Origin of the sequence: Streptomyces sp. NPDC051684, from assembly GCF_044453445.1 — a bacterium.
Classification (GTDB): domain Bacteria; phylum Actinomycetota; class Actinomycetes; order Streptomycetales; family Streptomycetaceae; genus Streptomyces.
Map to the genome: position 1 here is coordinate 1 of NZ_JBITCS010000062.1, position 17,135 is coordinate 17,135.

Below are 17,135 nucleotides of genomic sequence, written 5' to 3' on the forward strand. Positions count from 1 at the left end.
GAGGCGACGCGGAGCGTCGTCGACCGACGACAACGCCGCGAGCGTGCGTGCCAGGCCCCGCGAGCCCGGCCTGATCCAAACGACAAGCCCTAGGTGGCGAGGCGGTGGGTGAGGTCCGTCAGTGAGCTCCAGGCATCGGCACGCAGGTGCCCGACGCTGTTGTGCACGGCGGCGGTCGGCAGGTCGTTCACCGGGAGAGGGCTCCTTTTGGGGACCGCCCGGCCCGCCGCGGACGGGAGGGCGTTGAGGGTGCGAAGTGCCGCACCTCCGGGGCCCCGCGGGACCCCGGAGGTGTGAGAAACAGCGGTCGCGTCAGACCAGGTCGCCGGTGACCGACTCGGCGGCGGCCAGGGCGCGGCCGGAGGCGACGTACTGGACGGCCTCCTCGATCTCGGGGGCGAGCCAGCGGTCGGTGCCGGGGCCCTCGACGGTCTTGCGCAGGCCCTCGCGCACGGCCGCGGTGGCCGGGGCGGGGGTCAGCGGGGCGCGCAGGTCCAGGGCGCGGGCGGCGGTGTAGAGCTCGACGGCGAGGACGCGGTTCAGGCCGTCGATGGCGCGGCGCAGCTTGCGGGCGGCCGACCAGCCCATCGAGACGTGGTCCTCCTGCATGGCGCTGGAGGGGATCGAGTCTACGGAGGCCGGGGTGGCGAGCCGCTTGAGCTCGGAGACGATCGCGGCCTGCGTGTACTGGGCGATCATGTGGCCGGAGTCGACGCCCGGGTCGTCGGCCAGGAAGGCGTTCAGACCGCGGTTGCGGGCCGGGTCGAGGAAGCGGTCGGTGCGGCGCTCGGAGATCGAGGCGACGTCGGCGACGGTGATCGCGAGGAAGTCGAGCACGGCGGCGACGGGGGCGCCGTGGAAGTTGCCGTTGGACTCGACGCGGCCGTCGAGGGTGACGACCGGGTTGTCGACGGCGCTGGCGAGCTCCCGGGAGGCGACGAGTTCGGCGTGGCCGAGGGTGTCACGGGCGGTGCCGTGGACCTGCGGCGTGCAGCGCAGCGAGTAGGCGTCCTGCACGTAGGTGCAGTCCGGGCCCGCGTGGCTGGCGATGATCGCCGAGTCGGCGAGCAGGGAGCGCAGGTTGCCCGCGCTGTCGCCCTGGCCGGGGTGCGGGCGCATGGCCTGGAGGTCGGCGGCGAACACGGCGTCGGTGCCGAGCTGGCCCTCGACGCTCATGGCGGCGGCGATGTCGGCGGTGCTCAGCAGGCGGCGCAGGTCGTGGGCGGCGAGGACGAGCATGCCGAGCATGCCGTCGGTGCCGTTGATGAGGGCGAGGCCCTCCTTCTCCTCCAGGACGACCGGGGTGATGCCGGCGGCGGCGAGCGCCTCGCCCGCGGGCTTCTTCTCACCGTCGGCGGTGCGCACGACACCCTCGCCCATGACGGCGAGCGCGCAGTGCGCGAGGGGGGCCAGGTCGCCGGAGCAGCCGAGCGAGCCGTACTCGTGGACGACCGGGGTGATGTCGGCGTTCAAGAGCCCGGCGTAGGCCTCGGCGGTCTCGGTGCGCACGCCGGTGCGGCCGGTGGCGAGGGTGGACAGACGCAGCAGCATGAGGGCGCGCACGACCTCGCGCTCGACCTCGGGGCCCGAACCCGCCGCGTGCGAGCGCACGAGGCTGCGCTGGAGCTGGGCGCGCAGCTCGGTGGGGATGTGACGGGTGGCCAGGGCGCCGAAGCCCGTGGAGACGCCGTAGTGGGGCTTGACGTCGTCGGCGAGGGCCTTGATGACCTCGCGACTGCGGGCGATCTCCTGGAGGGCCTCGGGGGCGAGGGTCACCCGGGCGCCGTGACGGGCAACGGAAACAACTTCGTCGGCTGCGAGGGCACCGACACCAACAACAACGTTCATGCCCCTATGAAGCCGCAGACGGACAGGGGTTCGCGAGTCGTGCGACACGTCTTGTGTCTGGGATCCAAGACGCTGAGTCTGGGTACTCAGACAGATGGTTTGCGACATCTCTGGTCTACGCTCGCCCCATGAGCATCGTCCCGGCCGCCGCCCAGGTCCTGGCCGTCCTGCGCTATCTCGCCCGCCAGGCGGCGCCCGTGCCCGCGGCGGCCATCAGCCGCGACGTGGGACTGCCGCGCTCGACGACGTACCACCTGCTCGACACGCTTGCGGCGGACGGTTTCGTGGTCCATCTGCCGGAGGAGCGGCGCTACGGGCTGGGGGTCAGCGCCTTCGAACTCGCCTCGGGCTACGAGCGCCAGGCCCCGTTCCAGCGCCTGGCCCGCGCCCCGCTCGCCGCGCTCGTCGACCGCACCGGGCACAACGCGAACCTCGCCGTGCTGCACGGCCGCGAGGTCATCTACGTCATCGAGGAGCGCGCACCGGGCCGTCCGCCCCTGGTCAGCGAGGTGGGTGTGCGCCTGCCTGCCCACCTGACGGCGAGCGGGCGCGCGATCCTGGCCCTCCTCCCGCCCGCCCAGGTGCGCGCCCTCTTCCCCGACCGCTCGGCATTCGTGCAGCGCCACGGGGCGGGCCCGGCGACGCTGACCGCCCTGCGCACCCTGCTCACCCAGGCACGCCGCCGCGGCTACGCCACGGAGGAGGGCGAGGTCACCCCGGGCCTGTCCTCGGTCGCCGCACCGGTCCTCGACCACCACGCCCACCCGATCGCCGGAATCGCGGTGACGTTCCCGGACGAGACGGTGGACGAGGCGGAGCAGCAGCGGATAGCGGGCCATGTGGCCCAGACGGCACGGGAGTTGACGCGACGGGTGGGCGGGGCGACGCGGGGGCCGTCGACGTAGGGGCTGCACCGGTGCGCCGCGCGGCAGGGCGTACGACGGCGCACCCTCAGCGTTGGTGCACGCCCAGGCCGTCGCGGCCTGGCGCGAGACCGGGCCGCAGGACGAGTTCCTCGTCGTACGCGCCGCCCACTTCGGAGCGGTACGCCAGCGGTTCCTCGTCCGGCAGGGTGCGCAGCCGCTCCCGCAGCGCGGCGGACGTACGGGCGTAGTCCGCCGCGTCGTGCCGGTCGGCGCCGTACGCCACGAACGGGGCGAGCGGCGCCATCCCCGTGTACCAGAACGTGCCGTGCAGCAGCGGGAACAGCACCTGATCCAGTTGTCCGTGGATCCCGCGCGGCCCGAATCCGGACGGCCTGGCCCCCACCGACGTGACGATCAACGCCCGCTTTCCGGCCAGGCCGCCGTCACCGTACCGGCGGGTGTGCCCGTCGGGTGCCTTCACGCCGAACCCGAGCCCCTGCACCAGAACCCGGTCGAACCAGCCCTTGAGGATCGCCGGAGGCCCGAACCACCACAGCGGGAAGTGCAGCACCACCACATCGGCCCAGGCCAGCTTCTCGATCTCGGCACGGATGTCGTCGCTCAACTCGCCCGCCGTGTACGCCCGCTCCTGCTCGGCCCCGACGAACAGCCGCTCATCGGCCGTCGGCACGCCGCCGAAGTCGTCGGCGTCGAGGACCGCCTTCCACTTCATGGCGTACAGGTCGGACACCTGATGCGCGTGCCCGAGCCCGTCGAGGGAGTCGAGTGCGTCGGCCATCAGGGAACCGTTGAGGGACCGCTGTTCGGGGTGGGCGAAGACCCAGAGAATGTTCATGCCTTGAGCGTGCGCTCTCGCCCCCGCACGGCATCAGTGGCCAGACGGCCATGAGGTGAAAGATTCTGGCCACTCACGTCCGCGGATGTTCGTCAGCGGCACACCGGACGCCACTCGAACATCACGATTGTCGCGTCGTCGCGCAGCCGGTTGTCCTGGGCGTCGACGATGGAGTGGATGAGCCGGCGCAGTGTTTCCGGTGGCAGTTCGCCGGTGGCGGTGGCGCGGATGACGCAGTCGGCGAACCGGTCGAGCCCTAGCTCGTCGCCGTGCTGGGTGCGGGCCTCGGTGACACCGTCGGTGTACATCAGGACCCGGTCTCCCGGTTCGAGCTTCATCTCGTGCACCCGCCGAGGGGCAGAGGCAAAGGTCGCCGGCAGCCCCAGGGGCGGGTCGGCATCCCGTTCCATCGCGCCGGCCAGCAGGCGCTGGTCCCGGATCAGCAAGGGCGGCGGATGCCCGCAATTGATCCAGCGCAGGCCACCGGTGACAAGGTTCAGCTGGCACAGGATCGCGGTGCAGAACTGGTCGGGCAGCCATTCGGCCAGGGCCTCGTCGACGGCGTCCACCAGTTCGGAGAGGTCGGCCCCGGTGCGGCGGGCGTTCCGGCAGGCGGCGAGCGAGACCACGGTGGTCAGTCCCGAGGCCAGGTTGTGCCCCATCGAGTCCAGGATCTCCGCGTGGAGCGTCGTATCGGTCAGGGCGTGATCGAAGGCGTCCCCGCCGATCTCGTAGGCCGGCTCCATGACCGCTGTCGAGACCGCATGGGTGGTGCCGATCGTGCGGGGCGGCAGGTAGGCGCGCAGCATCTCGGCGGGCAGCCGCATCGGTTCGGTGCGGGCCCGGCGAACGTAGGTGTCCTTGAAGGCCCGCTTCGAGGTGACCATCATGGCGCACAGGTGGGCCAGCGTTCGGCCGCGCCGCAGGGAGAGCGGATCGAGCGCGGGCGCGTGCACGGCGAGCACGCCCAGCCGCTCGACCCCGTCCACCATCGGCAGCCAGGCGGTCATCCCGCCGAGCTCCGACTCCTCCACCCGCAAGGACTGCGTGCGATACGCCCAGCCGGCGAGCGAGTCGTCGATGGGGAGCGTCGGGACCACATCGTTCAAGGGGGCGAGCTGGCGCTGCTGCAGATCGGCCTGGTAGACCACGGCGCTCTGCAGCCCGAGCGCCGTGGTGCAGCGTGCCACCGCCGTGGTCAGGTCCACCGCCGCGTTGTCCGGGTCGGCCAGGAACTCGCCGAGGGCACTGTCCGCGGTCTCCGGCACCGTCAAAACGCCATCACTCCCTGTCCGGTCGCTACGGACGGCTTCCAGGCAGTCTCTCCCCGCACGCCGGGGTCCGCCTCCGGGCCGCCGCCGACTGCCGCGACACGAGTGAAGGCGCGGCGCCTACTCCGTCAGGGTCACCGCGAGCGCCACCACGATCAGGCCGGTGGCCAGCCCGACGAGGACAAGACGCAGCGCCGCCAACCTGTCCCCGGGCGATCGGTCGCCATGACACTCACAGGCCGCCACCCCGTGCCCGAGCACGGGTGAATCGAGCCAGCACGGATCGGTCAACTCTGCCTGCTCCTCGGCGTGCACGGTGTCGCTCATACCGGGGAAACGACACTGCGCCGCGTGAGGGCGCGCGCCTGGCCGAACCGTTATGCCGCCCTCACTCAAAGGTCACACCCATGGGGTGGACACCCACGTCATCCTTTCTTTTCACCAAGCCGCGCAAGGACAGCGGCCAGGCGCCCGGATACGGCGAAGGCACCGGCACCGGCGAGCTCGACCTCGGCTCGCTCACCGACCTCTCCGCCAAGGTCGTGCGGGACGGTGACACGTACTCGCTGAAGTGGACTGCCCCGGACGGCGAAGGACAGTACGCCCTCTTCGTCTACTGGATGCACGGCACCGGCGAGATCTTCGAGCCTTCGACCAGCAAGAACTACACGATCAACTACGTCGACCGCTACGGCGTCGACGCGCTGAAGGACTACTGGGAAGCGAACGTCCTCACGCCCGAACTGAAGGAGACGATGCGGCGCAACGGCCGCGGGGAGATCTACATGGACTCCCTGGAACTCGCCAGTTACGGCGCCGCCGGTGTGCTGTGGGGGCACCACTTCAAGGACGAGTTCCGCACCCGGCGCGGCTACGACGTGACGCGGTACCTCCCGGTCGTGTCCTGGGACAGGACGCGCCACGACTCCAACAAGCCGCCGGAGTTCGACTACGCTCCCACGAGCGGCACGGACACAGGCCGGGTCCAGAAGATCCGCAACGACGTCAACCAGACCTTCTCCGAGCTCTACGAGGAGAACGTCCTGAAGCCGCTGCAGGCATGGCTCCACGGCCTCGGCATGAAGCTGCGCGCCGAGCCGTCGTACGGGATGGTGTACGAGATCTCGACGCCCGCGAAGTACCTGGACGGCGTCGAGACCGAGACGTTCGCGCAGAACGGGGACCTCGACGTCTACCGCGGCATGCTCGGCTCCGCGCACATGTACGGCCGCCCGTTCTCCAGCGAGACCGGCGCCGTGGGCGGCCGCAACTACTACTACGACATGGACTACTGGACGCGGATCGCCTATCTGCAGTTCGCCGGGGGCGTCAACCGCACGGTGTTCCACGGCTATTCGGCGATCGAGGGCTCCGAGGCGGACACCCACTGGCCGGGGCACGAGGGCATGTACTCGTTCTTCTCCGAGCGGTTCGGCGGCCGCCAGCCGGCGTCACTGATGTACCCGGAGTGGACTCAGATGCTCGGCCGGATCCAGAAGGTGCTGCGGCAGGGCAAGCCGCGCCGGGACCTCGCGATCCTGAGAGCGGACAACGCGTTCATCTCCTACGGCCAGCCACGCGCCAACACCCCGGCCGAGAACAGCTACTTCATGAACGACAAGCCGTACTTCTGGCGCGATCTCGCGCTGCAGCACGCCGGTTACACCTACGACTACTTCTCGCCGCAACTCCTGGAGGACGCGGACAACGTCCGGTTGACGCGGGACGAGCTGCAGCCCGACGGGCCGGGCTACCAGGCCGTCATCCTCTACCAGGACTCGCTGGAACTCTCCGCCGCCAAGCGGCTGCTGACGATCGCCAAGGGCGGCCTGCCGGTGCTGTTCGTCAACAACACCTCCGAGATCAGGTCCCACGAGGGGCCCGAGATCGCGTACGACATGGCAGCCTCGACCACGCGGTTCACGGGGGACAGCGAGGAGGAGCTTGGCCGGGTCGTCGCCCGCATCAAGAAGCTGCGCAATGTCGGCGAGGTCGACCGGGCCGAGGACGCGCTGGCCGCGCTGAAGCGCCTGGGCGTCGAGCCGCGCGTCGCCTACGCCGCCCCGAACGACACCATCATGACGATCTCCCGGCTCGACGAGAAGGCGAAGATCCTCTACACCTTCGCCTACAACTTCAAGTTCGAGAAGAACAAGGGCAAGGACGCCACCGCCTTCACCCTCTCCATGGCCGGTCGCGGCAAGCCCCACACCATCGACGCCTGGACGGGGACCCTCGACCCGGTGGGCACCTACGTCACCGACGGCGGACACACCAAGGTCGAGCTGTCGCTGAAGCCCGGCGAGGCCGCCGTCCTCGCCCTCGAGCTCAAGGACCGCTCCCCGCACACCCACGCGGTCGCCACCACCGCGGACCGCGTGATCGAGGACGGGTCACGTCTTTCGGTTTTGGCCACCCGCAGCGGCACGTACACCACCACGCTCAGCGACGGCCGCAAGGCGAGCACCCGGGTCCGGGTTCCCGACCCGATCCCGCTCGAACGCTGGGACCTCACCGTCCAGGACTGGAACGAGGGCGAGCGCAAGGTCAACACCGAGACCAAGTTCGGCCACGAGACGAAGGAGGTCTACTACACGACGAAGAAGACAGACCTGTCCTTCCCCGACAGCCGCCTCGTCCCGTGGAAGGACCTCCCGGCCACGGAGGCGCAACTGTCGCGGCTCGCGGGTGACAACCCGTCGATGTCACACGTCTCCGGCATCGGCACGTACGAGACGACGTTCCGGCTGCCGCGCGGCTGGGCCAGGGCCAACGGCGCGTACCTGCGCATCGGTTCGACCAACGGCGACCAGGACCGCGTCGTCGTCAACGGCCACCAGGCCCCCGGCCTCGACCTGCGCACCCTTCAGGTCGATGTCACGGACCTGCTGCGCGCGGACGGCGAGAACACGGTGCAGGTGACCGTCGCGACGACCCTCACCAACCGCCTCCTCCAGCGCGGCTACGAGACGCAGGGCGGGGTTCAGGGCTACGGGGTGACCGGGGGTGTGTCGATCGTGCCGTACACGGTGGCGGAGGTGGCAGATGCGGCACGGTGACGGATGTTCGCGCCGGTCGCCGCTCTCACACCTGCACCACGTCCGAGCTGACGGTCAGCTTCTCGTTCGCGTCGATCTCGCCCCGCAGGCGCTCGATACGAGCCCGGGCGCCCGCCAGCGCGTCCGAGCCGAGCAGAAGGCGCAACGGCGGATGTTCGGTGTCCACGACGGCGGCGATCGCGGCCGCGGCTCGGGCGGGGTCGCCGGGCTGGCGGCCGGAGACGGCCAGAGTGGAGGACCGGCGCCTGCCCGCGGTCTCCACGTAGTCCGTGAGACGCGTCCCGGACTGCCGCATCGAGGAACCCGCCCACTGAGTGCGCAGACCACCGGGCTCGACCAGGGTGACCGAGATCCCGAGGGGAGTCACCTCGGCGGCCAGTGACTCCGACAGGCCTTCGAGGGCGAACTTGGTGGCGTGGTAGTAGCCGGTCCCGGCGAAGGCGGCGAGGCCCCCGAAGGAGGACACGTTCACGATCCGCCCCGACCGGCGGACCCGCATGCCGGGCAGCACCGCCTTGAGGACCGCGACGACGCCATGCACGTTCGTGTCGTACAGGGCCCGGACCGCGGCGTCCTCGCCCTCCTCGACGGCGGCGAGGTATCCGTAGCCGGCGTTGTTGACCAGGATGTCGATGCGGCCGAACTCCTTCTCGCACGCCTCGACCGCCGTGGCCACCGAGGCCGGGTCGGTCACGTCCAGTGACAGGGCGAGCCCGCGGTCGCCGTGAGCGGCGGCCAGAGCCGTCACGCTCGTCACGTCGCGCGCGGTGACAGCCACCCGGTCACCACGCGAGAGAGCGTGCTCGGCGAGGGCGCGCCCCAGTCCGCTGGAGCATCCCGTGATCAGCCACACCCGGGCGCTCTCGCCGGCGGCAGCGGTGGTCGCCTTGATCAACCCGTCGATTTCTGCTGCGTCTTGGTTCCTCATGTCTTCAGTGCAACAGGGCTTCGGTGTGGGTGCCACGCCCCCTTGAGGGTGGCCCTCGGAGGGTCAGGTCAAGAGGGCGGTGTCGCTGCTCGCGGCCGCCGGTAGAGTCCCACCTGATGAGGTGCGACAACGACAACCAGGACGACAACCGGCTCGGTACCTTCCTGCGCAGCCGCCGGGAGCGGATCAACGCCGCCTCAGCCGGCGTCGTCGACAACTCCCGGCGGCGGGTCAAGGGCCTGCGCCGCGAGGAGCTGGCGCTGCTCGCCGGTGTCAGCCCCTCCTACTACACGCGCATCGAACAGGGCCGCGACCGGCACCCTTCCCGCGAGATCCTCGAGGCCCTGGCTCGTGTGCTGCGCCTGGACGACACCGAGCGCGGCTATCTCTGGAGCCTCGTGGCCCCGGCACTCACACCCGCCGACGGTCAGGAGACGCCCCCGGCCCGCACCGTTCGGCCGGGAGTGCTGGTGCTCCTCCAACGCTGGGCCGACCTGCCTGCCTTCGTCGTCGGCCCCGGGCGGGACGTACTGGCGGCCACCGCCCTCGCGTCCCGCCTCAACCCGGCATGGAGTTCGGGGCGCAACCTGATCGAGTTCACCTTCCTCGACCCGCGCGCCCGTGAGGTGTACCCCGACTGGCAGGACATCGCGCTCCAGGCGGTCGCCGGTCTGCGCACCACCACGGCGGCCCGCCCCGGCGAACTCGACGGCCTCGTGGCGGACATGCGGGAACGCAGCGCGACCTTCCGCGCCCTGTGGGACTCCCATGAGGTGTACGACCGAGTGACCGGCGCGAAGCGGCTCGCGGTCGACGGTGTCGGTGAAGACGGCGTCCTCACCCTCGACTTCGAGACGTTCGCCCTCGCCGGGCCCGAAGGGCACGTGCTGTACGTCTACTTCGCGCACCCCAGCAGCTCGGAAGAAGCCACACTGCGGAGGCTTGCGGAAGAGCAACCCAAGCGATGAGCGGCCCGCAACCGCAGGCCGCCCAGGCCCTGGAGGTTCCCCGCCCCACCGACGCCCGGAAGTCCTTGCCCTCTCGGACCGTTGGCCAACGTGTCAGGCCACCGGGACAAAGGGCTCGTCGAGCAAACTCCGGTCCCCGTCGACGCCGTGGGCCATCGCGGCCGCCACGTCCTCGTGCGGAGCACCGAGCCGGATCGCGCTCACCTCGTCCAGCTTCTCGTAGTGGTGCGGGGCGAGTTGGATGTGCAGGGCGTCGAGATAGCCCGCCAGGTGGGCCGGGGTGCGGGGGCCCACGATGGGCAGCAGTGAGGTTCCGGACCGCGCCGCGCGCTCGCGCAGCCAGGCCAGTGCGACCTGAACGGGGCCGGTACCCAGTTCCTCGGCCACGGCGAGGACGGCGTCGAGCACGGCGGTGCGCTGCTCGTAGCCCTCGCCGTCGGCCGCGGCGCGTGCGCTGAGTCGTCCCTTCTCGCCGCGGCGGTACTTTCCGGTCAACAGGCCGCCGGCCAGCGGGGAGTAGAGGACGACGCCAAGGCCGTGCGCCTCGGCCATGGGCAGGAGCTCGCGGTCCGCCGAGCGCTCGGCCAGGCTGTATTCCGTCTGGATGCCGACCAACGGCGCGCGTCCGCCCAGCTCCGATCGGACGGCGGCGCCGGCCACCCGCCAGGCCGGGAAGTTCGACAGCCCGGCGTAGCGGATCTTGCCCGCCCGGATCAGGTCATCGAAGGCGGCCAGGATCTCCGGCAGCGGGGTGACTCCGTCGGGAAAGTGCGGCATGAGGACATCGACGTAGTCGGTCCCAAGCCGCCGCAGGCTCTCCTCCAGGGACCGGATCATGGTCTTGCGGCTGTTGCCCGTGGTGCCGGGGCGGACCTGCGCGCTGCGGCTGCCGCTGTACTTGGTGATCACCACGTAGTCGTCGCGCTCGCGGCCCAGCAGCTCGCCGAGAACGGTCTCGGCCTCGCCATTCTGGTAGATGTTCGAGACGTCGAAGGTGGTGCCGCCGGCCGCCACGAACGAGTCGAAGATCGCCTTGGCACCCGCCAGGCCCGCCGCGGCCGGGGCCGAGCCGAAGTTGGCCGTGCCCAGCACGTACTCCGACACCCGGAGGCCGCTGTGTCGTCCGAAGGTCTGGTAGCGCACGGGGCCTCCTCAGGAACGGGATCTGCGGTACGGTCGACGACACTAACACGTAAAACGAATGGTCATTCTTTTATGCCGAAGGTTAGCCAGGCACACCTCGACGCCCGACGTCAGCAGATCGTCGACGCCGCCCGCGCCCGCTTCGCCGCGGCCGGGTTCGCACGGACCTCCATGCCCGACATCGTCCGGGCCTCCGGGCTGTCCACCGGGGCGATCTACCGGTACTTCAAGGGCAAGGACGAGATCATCGCCGCCATCTGCGAAGAGTCCGGCCAGGCGTTTCCCGAGGAGCTGACCGCCGAGGCCATCCACGGCTTCCTCGAGCACATCCGCATCCTGGCCCGCGAGGAGGGGCACGCCCGGCTGGTCGCCCAGATCTACGCCGAGGCGGCCGTCTCGCCGAGTCTCGCCGCCCTCGTCGACCGCCAACTCGCGGAACTGCGCGCGACGGTCGCCGGTCTGCTGCCGGACCGGGGCCCCGCACACAGGGACAGGACCGCCGAGGCTTTCGTAGCCCTCCTCCAGGGCTACAGCCAGCAACTCGCCGTACGGGACGACATCGACCCGGCCCCCTTCACGGCGGCCCTGGTCGCGATCACCGGCTCGTAGCGGAGGAGTTGGCGCGGCCGCCTCCCGGCCGGCCCGTCGCCGCGGCTCCGGCGGCCGGTACCGCGCGCAGTTCCTCGGCGACGAGGCCACGTACGCGCTCGCGCTCCGCACGCCCCCACGTCTCCTTGGTGACGAGGATGCCGACGAGGCCGATCACCGCCGCGCCGAGGTAGAGCAGCGCGGCCCCAGGCCACCCGAAGGCACCCACCAGAGCGGCGGCGAGCAGGGGCGCGAAACCACCGATCGCCGCCGCGACCTGGTAGCCGAGCGAGGCGCCCGACGTCCGGGTCGCGGTGCGGAACTGTTCGGTGAGCAGGGAGCCCTGGGTGCCGGTGAGCGAGGCGTGGATGAGGCCGATGCCGATGATGAACACCGCGACGACCAGGGCGGGTCGGGCGGAGTTGGTGAGCAGGTACATGGGGAACGCGAAGAGGATGGCCGCCGCGCACCTAACTCCGCTGGTACGCCACCCCTTGCGGATTGGACGCGTCGTACACACGCGTCAGGGTCGAGCCCTTCACGGTGAAGGTCGAGGCCTTCACGGCGTAGCAGGTGCTGCCCGAGTGGGCGGGGTCCACGGATCCCGAGGTCACGTGGATCCGGGCACCGTTGCCGCCGACGGAGTCGAGCCGTGCCGTGTACTCGCAGTGTCCCGCGCCGGGGACGTCCCAAAGGTAGCGCAGGGCGTTCTGGCCGACGGCCGCCCGGGAGACGGCGAGTTTCTGGGGGTCGTTGCCGTAGCCCGTGCCGTATCCGCTGACGGCCCAGGTTCCGAGGAAGGAGGAGGGGACGGCGCTGGGCGAGGAGCCTCCGCCGGATCCGGCAGAGCCCTCGGAGTCCTTGGAGCCGCCCGAACCGGATGCCTCGTCGGCCTCCTTGCCGTCGGCGCGGGCCGGGGCGGCGGGGTCCGACACCGCCGTGTCGTTGCCGTCGCCGCCCTGGCCCACGGACGCTCGCTCGCCCTTGTTGCCCTTGTTGTCCTTGTCGCCCTTGCCGTGCTTCGACGGTGATGGGCTGGGTGTCGTGGCGGGTGATTCGTGCTGTGGTGTCGACCGCGCGTGGCTGGTGTTCGGGGCGGACGCCTCCGGGCCGCCGTCCCGGACGCCGGGCACCAGGAGCATGGCCGTGCCGCCTCCGACCACGATCACCGGCACCACGACGAGGGCCGCGAGGCGGGCGCGCTTGCGCCGGTGGCTGGGGTCGTCGTCCTCTTTGCCGCCGGGTCGTGTCGTGGCGGCGGGCGCCGGCGCCCGCAGAAGTGGGGTCGGCCGGTCCACTGGCTCCGGCGTCGGCTCCTCGGGTTTCGGTTCCAGGTCGAGGAGTTGGGCCGCCCGGCGTGAGAGGAGCGAACTCACCGGGTGGGGCAGATACGGCTCCCCGGCCGTGGGGCGCGGCCGGTCCGGATCGGCCAGCAGGTCCTCGACGTCCGGCCGGCTGCTCATGTCCTTGGTCAGGCAGCGCGAGATCAGGGCGCGCAGCGTTTCGTCCGCTACGCGGTCCAGCGCCGGTTCGTCGTGGACGACGCTGTACGAGATGGAGTGCCCGTTCGTCTTGCCGTGGCCGAACGGGAGCCGGCCGGTCGCCGCGTAGGCGAGGACGCAGCCCAGGGCGAACACGTCGCTGCGCGGCTTCGCGCCTTCGTCGAGGATCTGTTCCGGTGCCATGAAGCCGGGCGAGCCGACGACGAGGCCGGTGCTGGTCAGTGGGGTCTCGGCGAGGGTGTCCGCGGCGCAGGCGATGCCGAAGTCGATGACGCGGACGCCGTCCTCGGTGAGCATCACGTTGGACGGCTTGAGGTCACGGTGCACGATGCGCGCCGCGTGGATGTCCTTCAGGGCACGTAACATCCCGTCCGCGAGCGCGAACACCGAGGCGGTGGGCAGCGGGCCGGACAGCCGCACCACCTGTTCGAGCGAGAGCCCGGCGACGTAGCCGGTCGCGACCCACGGGGGCTCGGCGTCGGGGTCGGCGTCGAGCACGGGGGCGGTGTGGTCATCGCCGACGCTGCGCGCGGCGTCGATCTCGCGGCGGAAGCGGGCCCGGAAGCTCTCGTCGCTGGAGTACTCGTCGTGCACGGCCTTCACGGCGACCGTGCGTCCGCTCTCGGCCCGGGCGACGTACACCCGGCCGAAGCCGCCCGCACCGAGGCGGCCGAGGAGCCGGTACGGTCCGATCCGCGACGGGTCCGCCTGTTTCAGCGGCTTGATACGGCTGCCCGGAGGGGCCTCCCGTGCGCGCTGCGGCTGTGCCTCCTTGGCGGCGTCCTCACCGTCGTGGACAAGTTTTTCGCCCATGCATCCCCCTGAGCCTGCGATGGTCGCGTATCTCCCCGCCGCGTACGGGCGCCCGCGGTTACCTCCGATATTGGATAGTCACGCTATCCAATGCGTCCGGGCGGGGGCACCCGAACGGTGAAACAGACGGTCTAGGGTCTCTGATTTGATGGGCGCTCCCGTGACCCGTGTGAAAGGTGCCCGAGATGTCATTGCCGAGTGAGTTGTCCGCCGTTCTGGACGGACCAGCCATCTGTTTCCTCACGACGCTGATGCCGGACGGTTCGCCGCAGATCACCCAGACCTGGGTGGACAGGGACGGGGAGCACGTCGTCATCAACACGGTGACCACCCATCAGAAGATGAAGAACGTCCGCCGCGATCCCCGCGTCGCCGTCGGCATCGCGGACCCGGCGGAGCCGTCGCGGTACTGGGCGCTCCGCGGCCGCGTCGTGACGTCCACGACCGAGGGCGCCGAGGCGCACATCGACAAGGTGGCGCACAAGTACCTGGGCGGCCCCTACCCCTGGTTCGGCGGGCGCGACCAGGAGCGTGTGCTGCTGACCATCAGCGCCGAGTCGGTGCACTCCCCGCGCGGCTGACGTGTCCTCTTCTACGGTGTCGCCGTCCGTGTGAACGGCAGCACCAACCGGGACCGATGGCCCGCGTCCCGGTACACCTTGTGCGTGACCGGGCGGCCCACCGGCAGGTGGAACGCGTCCGGGGGCAGCAGTGCGTTGTGGTCGTCGGCCAGGGGTTCGTTGTTGGAGAGTTCCGCGGTCAGGCGGTGGCCGGGCAGGAAGGTCGCCGCGAACGGGTGGATCCGCAGGACGTACTCCTCGATCCGGCCCGGTGCGACGGGGACCGATCGGGTGTGGGGGTGGTGCGGGTCGCCCTCGGTGGTGCGGGTCTCGTCGAGTTCGCGGTGGGATGCCTTGAGGTAGGCCGTGGTGACGAGTTGGCGCTTGCCGGTCGGTGACTCGTCCCACAGGCGCAGGATGAGGTTCGTGTCGGGCTGGTCGATCTCGACGAAGAGGTGGGCCGCGCCCTGGCCCATCATCTCGGTGGGTTCGGCGAACGGGGCGGTGCTCCAGCTGAGGATCTCCACCTTGTCGGTCACGGTGAGGGGCGCCTGGTAGAAGCCGTCGGGGGCGGCGTGTTCGGCGCCCAACGGCTCGGGTGCGTAGGCGAGTTGACGTCGGGGGCGGAGGTGGAGCGGGCGGTGGACCACGTCCCTCGGGGGCCACTGCGCACCGGTGGCCGTCTCGCGGGAACCCTCCACGTGGACGGTGACGGCCGGCTCGTCCATGACGCCGTTGTCGATGCCCTTGAGCCAGTACTCGTACCAGCGGAACATCTTGTCGTGTTCCTCGACGAACGGGCGTGACTGCATGGGCGGGTAGGGGCCGATGTCGAGCTTCTTCGGGCCGTTCAGTGCCTTGTAGAGTTCGATCGTGCCGTCCATCGTCCAGCCGCGGCCCTGGTCGATCTGGAGCTGGACGGGGATGTCGATGTGCGGGGCGAGGGTGATCGGGTTGCGCTCCTCGTACCAGTCGCCGTCGACCTCGTTCATGACGATGTCGAACCAAGCCTCGTGATTCTTCGGGTAGTTGAGGACGTGGACGAGGTTCGGCCAGGCCGCCACGTCCGGGTCCCGGAGACGCTCCGCGACCCGCTTCCTGATCTCCTCGGGCATGTAGGTCTCCAGCATGCGGGACTTGACGCCGTCGGTGAACGCCCAGCCGGAGTCGCCGCCCCTCCCCTCGCGGGCGGCGCGCGGCATGAGCCACATGATGCCGCCGTGGTAGGTCGTCTCGTAAAAGTCGTAGTGGCCGCCGCTGACGAAGATCGCCTTGAGGCTCGGCGGGCGTTCGGCCGCCGCCAGCACCTGCATGGAGCCGAAGTACGAGATGCCGATCATGCCGACGTTGCCGTCGCACCACGGCTGCGCGGCGACCCATTCGATGAAGTCGTGGGCGTCCTGGCCGAGGGGGACGCCGCCGGCGTTGTAGTTGCCGATGTGCGTGCCGTCGGAGGCGCCGGAGCCGCGCAGGTCGCCGATGACATGGACGTAGCCCTCCTCGACGACGCGCGCGATGTCACCCGCCTCGATGCAGCCGTCCCACATCGGGCTGGGGCGGCGTTGCGGGGGCGTGGTGAGGGCGAGGGCCTGGAGTTCCTTGCCGTAGGGGCTCAGGGCCACGAGGGCAGGGCGTGGTGTGTCGTCGTCGGCGCGGGCGTAGGTGTCCGCGGCCAGTTCGACGCCGTCGCGCATCGGCACCCGGAGGTCCTTGCGGACGGCGATGGTCTGCTCACCCGCCTGGATGGTGTGTTGGTGATCGGTCATGTCTGCGGTGTGCTCCTGTGTCGCGCATGCTCGCCGCGTGTGCGGTACGCGTGCATCGAGGTGAAGAACGGCGAGGGTTCGAGCGTGGGATCGCCGGTGTAGCCGAGTTCCTCGGCGGCCGCGGCGAACGGGGAGTACGGAGAGTCCGTGGGCTCGGGGCCGGAGGCCAGGCAGTGGCAGGCGGCCGAGGCGATCCGGTCCTCGGTGGCGAGGCTCTGGTCGATGGCCTCCGTGGCCTGCGCCTCGTCGAGTTCGACGCCGTACGGGGTGCCGTCGGCCCGACGGTAGGGGTGTCCGAGGTAGAGGCGGCGCGGGCGGACCTCGTCGCGCAGGTGTCTCAGGCCGGCGCGGTACGCGGACGGGTCGGTGTAGCCGGGGAAGCCGTTGGCGGCGCCGTGGACCTGGACGGCGTCGCCGACGAACGCCGCGCGCTGACCGTCCAGGACGTAGGCCACCGAACCCGGTGTGTGGCCCGGGAGGGCGTGCACGGAGACGGTGACATCGCCGCCCAGGGAGAGTATCTCGCCGCCCCGGACGAGGCGCGTGGGCTCCAACTCCCCCGAGATGACGGCCTTCGTGGCGGCCGCCACCGTGGCCTCGCCCTCGGGGTCGCCGAGGTACCGGCCGCGTCCCGCCCGGTATTCGTCGACATGCGCCTGCCGGGAGCGCAGCATCGGCGCGTCCGCCTCGTGGATCACCACCTGTGCGCGGCGGCCGGTGAGCTCCCACAGGGCGTGTGCGCCGCCGATGTGGTCGATGTGGCCGTGGGTCAGCAGGATCCAGCGGACGTCCTCGATGCGGCGCCCGATGGCCTCCAGGGCGGGGGCCATGCCCTCGGCGGGCGAGGTGGCGATGCCGGTGTCGACGACGGCCGGCTCGGGGGCGTCGATGAAGAAGCTGAACAGTCCGAAGCGGCCCCAGGGCGAGAACAAGGGGTGGATGGCGACGTCGTGCGTCATGGCGGCCC

15 protein-coding genes are annotated in these 17,135 nt (G+C 70.8%); 5 read left to right on the forward strand and 10 right to left on the reverse strand.

Annotated elements, in window-relative coordinates; genetic code table 11:
- Positions 1–312: 312 nt before the first annotated feature.
- Positions 313–1,848 (reverse strand): histidine ammonia-lyase, encoded by a 1,536-nt coding sequence (gene hutH, locus ACIA8D_RS39615; RefSeq protein ID WP_399239985.1) that lies wholly within the window; start codon positions 1,846–1,848, stop codon positions 313–315.
- A gap of 128 nt (positions 1,849–1,976) precedes the next feature.
- Here hutH and ACIA8D_RS39620 point away from each other — a divergent pair, with 128 nt between their 5' ends.
- Positions 1,977–2,753, forward strand: a complete 777-nt coding sequence (locus ACIA8D_RS39620) for an IclR family transcriptional regulator (RefSeq protein ID WP_399239987.1) — start codon at positions 1,977–1,979, stop codon at positions 2,751–2,753.
- 46 nt (positions 2,754–2,799) lie between these two features.
- Here the strand turns inward: ACIA8D_RS39620 and ACIA8D_RS39625 are convergent, their stop codons facing one another.
- From ACIA8D_RS39625 to ACIA8D_RS39635, 3 genes are all read right to left on the reverse strand, one after another.
- Complete coding sequence (locus ACIA8D_RS39625; protein WP_399239989.1) at positions 2,800–3,570, reverse strand: NAD(P)H-dependent oxidoreductase; 771 nt, start codon at positions 3,568–3,570, stop codon at positions 2,800–2,802.
- A 92-nt stretch (positions 3,571–3,662) separates the two neighbouring features.
- Entirely contained in the window at positions 3,663–4,838 is a 1,176-nt protein-coding gene (locus ACIA8D_RS39630; protein ID WP_399239991.1) for a PP2C family protein-serine/threonine phosphatase, read from the reverse strand.
- A 123-nt stretch (positions 4,839–4,961) separates the two neighbouring features.
- On the reverse strand, positions 4,962–5,168 hold the full coding sequence (locus ACIA8D_RS39635; protein ID WP_399239993.1) for a hypothetical protein: 207 nt from the start codon (positions 5,166–5,168) through the stop codon (positions 4,962–4,964).
- An 80-nt stretch (positions 5,169–5,248) separates the two neighbouring features.
- On the opposite strand from ACIA8D_RS39635, the gene ACIA8D_RS39640 reads away from it, so the two are divergent.
- Positions 5,249–7,900, forward strand: coding sequence for a glycosyl hydrolase (locus ACIA8D_RS39640; RefSeq protein WP_399239996.1), 2,652 nt, complete (start codon positions 5,249–5,251; stop codon positions 7,898–7,900).
- 25 nt (positions 7,901–7,925) lie between these two features.
- On the opposite strand, the gene ACIA8D_RS39645 is transcribed toward ACIA8D_RS39640, so the two are convergent.
- Positions 7,926–8,828, reverse strand: a complete 903-nt coding sequence (locus ACIA8D_RS39645) for an oxidoreductase (RefSeq protein ID WP_399239998.1) — start codon at positions 8,826–8,828, stop codon at positions 7,926–7,928.
- Between the two features lie 116 nt (positions 8,829–8,944).
- Here ACIA8D_RS39645 and ACIA8D_RS39650 point away from each other — a divergent pair, with 116 nt between their 5' ends.
- The gene (locus tag ACIA8D_RS39650; RefSeq protein WP_399240000.1) at positions 8,945–9,796 is read left to right on the forward strand and encodes a helix-turn-helix transcriptional regulator; all 852 of its coding nucleotides are present in this window, start codon (positions 8,945–8,947) and stop codon (positions 9,794–9,796) included.
- 93 nt (positions 9,797–9,889) lie between these two features.
- On the opposite strand, the gene ACIA8D_RS39655 is transcribed toward ACIA8D_RS39650, so the two are convergent.
- Positions 9,890–10,939 (reverse strand): aldo/keto reductase, encoded by a 1,050-nt coding sequence (locus tag ACIA8D_RS39655; protein ID WP_399240002.1) that lies wholly within the window; start codon positions 10,937–10,939, stop codon positions 9,890–9,892.
- A 72-nt stretch (positions 10,940–11,011) separates the two neighbouring features.
- On the opposite strand from ACIA8D_RS39655, the gene ACIA8D_RS39660 reads away from it, so the two are divergent.
- Entirely contained in the window at positions 11,012–11,548 is a 537-nt protein-coding gene (locus tag ACIA8D_RS39660) for a TetR/AcrR family transcriptional regulator (RefSeq protein ID WP_399240004.1), read from the forward strand.
- Here ACIA8D_RS39660 and ACIA8D_RS39665 read toward each other — a convergent pair.
- Together ACIA8D_RS39665 and ACIA8D_RS39670 are read right to left on the reverse strand one after the other, a co-directional pair.
- The gene (locus ACIA8D_RS39665) at positions 11,535–11,966 is read right to left on the reverse strand and encodes a hypothetical protein (protein WP_399240006.1); all 432 of its coding nucleotides are present in this window, start codon (positions 11,964–11,966) and stop codon (positions 11,535–11,537) included. The genes ACIA8D_RS39660 and ACIA8D_RS39665 overlap by 14 nt on opposite strands.
- 31 nt (positions 11,967–11,997) lie before the next feature.
- On the reverse strand, positions 11,998–13,842 hold the full coding sequence (locus ACIA8D_RS39670; RefSeq protein WP_399240008.1) for a protein kinase: 1,845 nt from the start codon (positions 13,840–13,842) through the stop codon (positions 11,998–12,000).
- A gap of 185 nt (positions 13,843–14,027) precedes the next feature.
- Between ACIA8D_RS39670 and ACIA8D_RS39675 the strand changes: the two genes are divergently transcribed.
- Positions 14,028–14,423, forward strand: a complete 396-nt coding sequence (locus ACIA8D_RS39675; RefSeq protein WP_399240010.1) for a PPOX class F420-dependent oxidoreductase — start codon at positions 14,028–14,030, stop codon at positions 14,421–14,423.
- An 11-nt stretch (positions 14,424–14,434) separates the two neighbouring features.
- Here the strand turns inward: ACIA8D_RS39675 and ACIA8D_RS39680 are convergent, their stop codons facing one another.
- Together ACIA8D_RS39680 and ACIA8D_RS39685 are read right to left on the reverse strand one after the other, a co-directional pair.
- On the reverse strand, positions 14,435–16,168 hold the full coding sequence (locus ACIA8D_RS39680) for a CocE/NonD family hydrolase (RefSeq protein ID WP_399240012.1): 1,734 nt from the start codon (positions 16,166–16,168) through the stop codon (positions 14,435–14,437).
- The gene (locus tag ACIA8D_RS39685) at positions 16,165–17,127 is read right to left on the reverse strand and encodes an MBL fold metallo-hydrolase (protein ID WP_399240014.1); all 963 of its coding nucleotides are present in this window, start codon (positions 17,125–17,127) and stop codon (positions 16,165–16,167) included. The genes ACIA8D_RS39680 and ACIA8D_RS39685 overlap by 4 nt, the downstream gene beginning before the upstream one ends.
- Positions 17,128–17,135 lie beyond the last annotated feature (8 nt).